Origin of the sequence: Caballeronia terrestris, from assembly GCF_001544515.1 — a bacterium.
Classification (GTDB): Bacteria; Pseudomonadota; Gammaproteobacteria; order Burkholderiales; family Burkholderiaceae; genus Caballeronia; species Caballeronia terrestris.
This window is the reverse complement of record NZ_FCOL02000203.1, coordinates 1-3,438: the sequence shown is the minus strand read 5'-3', so window position 1 is coordinate 3,438 and position 3,438 is coordinate 1. Positions and strand designations below refer to the sequence as shown.

At 60.7% G+C, this 3,438-nt stretch carries 5 protein-coding genes; 1 reads left to right on the top strand and 4 read right to left on the bottom strand.

Annotated features, from left to right (window positions below; genetic code table 11):
* Window positions 1-190, top strand: a 190-nt coding sequence (locus tag AWB67_RS35240) for an MBL fold metallo-hydrolase RNA specificity domain-containing protein (protein ID WP_327367076.1), incomplete at its 5' end; no start/stop codon positions are given.
* Window positions 191-239: 49 nt separating this feature from the next.
* Here AWB67_RS35240 and AWB67_RS35235 read toward each other — a convergent pair.
* The 4 genes from AWB67_RS35235 to AWB67_RS35220 all read right to left on the bottom strand — a co-directional run bounded on the left by AWB67_RS35235 (window position 240) and on the right by AWB67_RS35220 (window position 3,197).
* On the bottom strand, window positions 240-479 hold the full coding sequence (locus AWB67_RS35235) for a UDP-glucose 4-epimerase (RefSeq protein WP_087660529.1): 240 nt from the start codon (window positions 477-479) through the stop codon (window positions 240-242).
* A gap of 13 nt (window positions 480-492) precedes the next feature.
* Window positions 493-1,143, bottom strand: coding sequence for a BON domain-containing protein (locus tag AWB67_RS35230; RefSeq protein WP_087660528.1), 651 nt, complete (start codon window positions 1,141-1,143; stop codon window positions 493-495).
* Between the two features lie 53 nt (window positions 1,144-1,196).
* Window positions 1,197-1,628: an Hsp20/alpha crystallin family protein gene (locus tag AWB67_RS35225; RefSeq protein ID WP_087660527.1), complete on the bottom strand. Its 432-nt coding sequence runs from the start codon at window positions 1,626-1,628 to the stop codon at window positions 1,197-1,199.
* A gap of 606 nt (window positions 1,629-2,234) precedes the next feature.
* Window positions 2,235-3,197 (bottom strand): universal stress protein, encoded by a 963-nt coding sequence (locus AWB67_RS35220; protein ID WP_235007801.1) that lies wholly within the window; start codon window positions 3,195-3,197, stop codon window positions 2,235-2,237.
* Between the last annotated feature and the right edge of the window lie 241 nt (window positions 3,198-3,438).

Below are 3,438 nucleotides of genomic sequence, written 5' to 3'. Positions count from 1 at the left end.
CCTGGCATGGCTCGGCGCGATGCCTGGAGTTCCGCAGCGCACCTTCGTTACGCACGGCGAACCGGCCGCCGCCGACGCGTTGCGTCGCCGGATCGGGGAAACGCTGCATTGGCCGTGCGAGGTCCCGACATATTTACAGTCGGTCGAATTGAGAGCAGCGGAACAGGTCACCCCAAACACCCCTAAGTGACCCGACTTGACCAATCCGAAAGGGGATGCGGCCGATCCGCGAGGATCGGCTAGACAATGATCGTACTCGACAGCTTCAGGTTGATCCAGACCATGCCTTCTCGCAAACCCGCGAGCACCGCTTCACGCTCGCTTTCGAAGGTCTTGCAGTGCTCAAAATTATGCTCGAAGAGAACTCCATCGGATCGATGCTGTTCGACTCGGATCGAGCATCCGAACCCGCCCTCCGCCTCGTGTGTGTCGGCGGCGACGCTCCATTCGGCGCAGGTCACTTTACCGGACAGACGCATGGCGGGGACTCCATCATTCGACCTCGAGATTGTCGATCACCGCGTGAACGCCCGGTGCGGACCACGCCGCGCCCCTGGCGGCCATGCGTTCGGCGTACGTGCCCACCTTGCCGGCAAGTGTGACGGTGCCGTTTTGCACATCGATCGCAATGTGCTTTGCTTCCCGTTCGGCATGTCGCTGGAGCGCTCGGCCGATTTTTTCGCCGACGTCGCCAGCAGCGAGGTTGGCGCGGACCTTGATCAAATTCGCGACGCCTGTGACGCCTCGCATGTGCGCGATCCTGCGCGCGGCCGCCTGGCTCTGGTAAGCCCAGTCTACGTCTCCGCTCAGCGTTACCCAACCCTTCTCCACCTGGACCTTCACGGCCCCTTCATGAAGTCCCACGGTCCAGCGCAACATGGTATCGGCAGCGCTGGCGATGTCCGCGTCGTTGCGCACATCGGAATGAGGCAGGCGGACTTCCATTTCGACGACGACTGCCTTAACGCCGGCCACGCGCTGCACCGCCTTCTCTGCCGCCAGCTTTTCTGCATAGCTTGAGGGATGACCTGACAACGTCACCACGCCGTCCTTGACCTCGACGCCTATACCTGTCGAGTTCACGTCGGGCGTCCAGTCCAACTCCTCTTCCACGTCCTCTTTTAACTTGCGATCCGTTTTCATCGTGCTCCCTCCGATACTTGACGAGCGCGCGGCGCTCCGCGCGCTCATGGGTCTCAATTAATCTGCAAACGCTTCTGCTCTGACGCCGTCTTCTTCGGCAACGTCAGCGACAGCACGCCGTCCTGGTACTGGGCCGACGCGCTCGCCTCGTCGATGTCGCTCGCCAGCGAAAACGACCGGCTGACTGCGCCCGAGTAGCGCTCGCGACGAATGACGCGCTCGCCTTCTTTTTGTTCCTTGTTTCGCTCCACCTTTGCGTTGATCGAAACTACATTTCCGTCGATTTTTACGTCGATATCCTTCTTTTCGACGCCCGGCAACTCCGCCTTGACTTGATACGCGGTGTCATTTTCGGTCACGTCAATTTTCATATGGGCGAGCGGCGAGTCCTCGCTGCTGACGCCGCGCAGCGGGCGGAACAGACCCTGGAACATCTCGGATACCGGTTCAATCGAGAATGGATCAAAACGGGACAAATTGCTCATCGCACATCTCCTGAGGTTTAGAACTGCAACAAAACGGCCGATCGAGCTTGCGCAGATCCGACCCAACCTGATGACTCGCATTAAGCTGCGGGTGCACGAGATGACTTTAGACCCGCGTAACTGAGACCGGTTGACCTACGTCAAGCAACTCCAACCCAAGCCCGTCGTCGGTCGGTCGAAACCGTCCACGAGCGTGTAGGACGCGATTCGTGATCAGACATAGGGGAGCCCAGCCCGTCGTTAGGGCGCACGCGGGGCCAAGCTTCGCACGCACACTTCGCGCGGTCCTCGGCGGTGCGGACGGAGGAAGACGGCGGCAATATCGGCGCCTCCGGGAAAGGCAACAGATCCCTTGCGGACGCTCGTCCCGGCACCAAGGTACGACGCGCGGTCAACGCGCCGAGGCTCAACCTGTTTAATCGGCTTCAAATGCCCGTCGAATGGGTGTCTTCAAGCGCGACGCTCGATCTCCCCGTCACATTCCAAGGCGTTGCCGACCGTTCGCGTCGTGGTCACCTATACCCGGCTGTGCGAACGATCCGATCCACGTGCATCGCTCGTCTGGCAAATTCGAGGGCGCCGCAGTGGACACGCCCATAACAAGAGTCACCGACTATCGTTCTTCCTCACCAGCAGCAATGGCATCTGCGTGAGTTCTGCGACCCGGCCGGAAACACTGCCAAGCATCCAGCGAGCTACGCCCCGTCTGCCATGTGTACCCATGACCAGAAGATCAGCCTGCCAGCGCGTTGCTTCACGCAGGATCGCGTGTGGCACGTCGTCGCTGGTTAGATCGGTTTCTGTAAGCGCACCATCGAGCATGACGCCCTCAGCGTCGCGCGGTGGCGCGAAGGCCTCCCGTGCATTCGCAAGCGCCACCTTTCCTTCTTCCACGAAGGCGTCTTGCAGCACGGCAAGCGGCACGAAGTCGGTGACTCTCGCTGCACGGTCTACGACATAGATAGCTCTGAACAACGCGCCTGCCGCCGCCAGCTTCGAGCCGCTTCGCAGCGCCTCCAGCGAGGCGGGACTGCCGTCGACTGCGAAGAGGATACGCTGCGGTCTGCCGCTCCAATCCCTTTCGCATTGCTCGGGAACGACCAGGATGGCGCAACTCGCGATCTTCAGCACCGGAGCGGAAGCCGCCCGTTCGACCCAGCGAAGCAGCCCGCGGTGATGACGCGAACCGAGGACCATCAAGTCGGCCTGCCACTTCTGTGCCTCGTGTGCTAGCGCGTGAGCCGCGTCGCCGCCGTCCTTCACGAGATCTATAATCTCGCTATCAACTGACGCACCGGATGCGGTCAGGCACTCGTGCGCCGCAACACATCCGTCCTTCACCGCCTTGAGAAGTTGCGCATGCGCCGCGCTCAGATTGAAACCAGCGAGCGGACCTAACGGAAAGACCGCACGCGCATTTTCCAGCACACCAACGATGCGAACCTGGGTCTTTTCGGTCGCAAGTTGCCGCGCAAACCCGGCCAACCGTGCTGATGGTGTGGTCGAATCGATGCATAGCAGAATTCGACTGAAATCGGTGCTTACTTGGTACTCGGTTGCAGAATTCATCATCGGCTCCTCTACTCGTCCTAAGCCCGAACTTCAGGCGTTCTACCGCTTTTTCCCATTCACTTGCACCTGGCGCAAACAACGCGAACAACTCAACTCGCATCCGCCGATGACCATCGCACGCCGATCGGCTATTTTCCGACGGATTTCTGAGCTCCGTTAGACGCTGCATTCGTCGGCGCGCAGATCGTGGTTGCCCCGCGAGGTGTCTGCGATGCCGGGACCGGTATCAGAGGTGGGG

Bases quoted from the DNA above. Each gene is read 5' to 3' on its own strand.
- AWB67_RS35235 (WP_087660529.1), bottom strand. From the start codon at position 479: ATGCGTCTGTCCGGTAAAGTGACCTGCGCCGAATGGAGCGTCGCCGCC.
- AWB67_RS35230 (WP_087660528.1), bottom strand. From the start codon at position 1,143: ATGAAAACGGATCGCAAGTTAAAAGAGGACGTGGAAGAGGAGTTGGAC.
- AWB67_RS35225 (WP_087660527.1), bottom strand. From the start codon at position 1,628: ATGAGCAATTTGTCCCGTTTTGATCCATTCTCGATTGAACCGGTATCC.
- AWB67_RS35220 (WP_235007801.1), bottom strand. From the start codon at position 3,197: ATGAATTCTGCAACCGAGTACCAAGTAAGCACCGATTTCAGTCGAATT.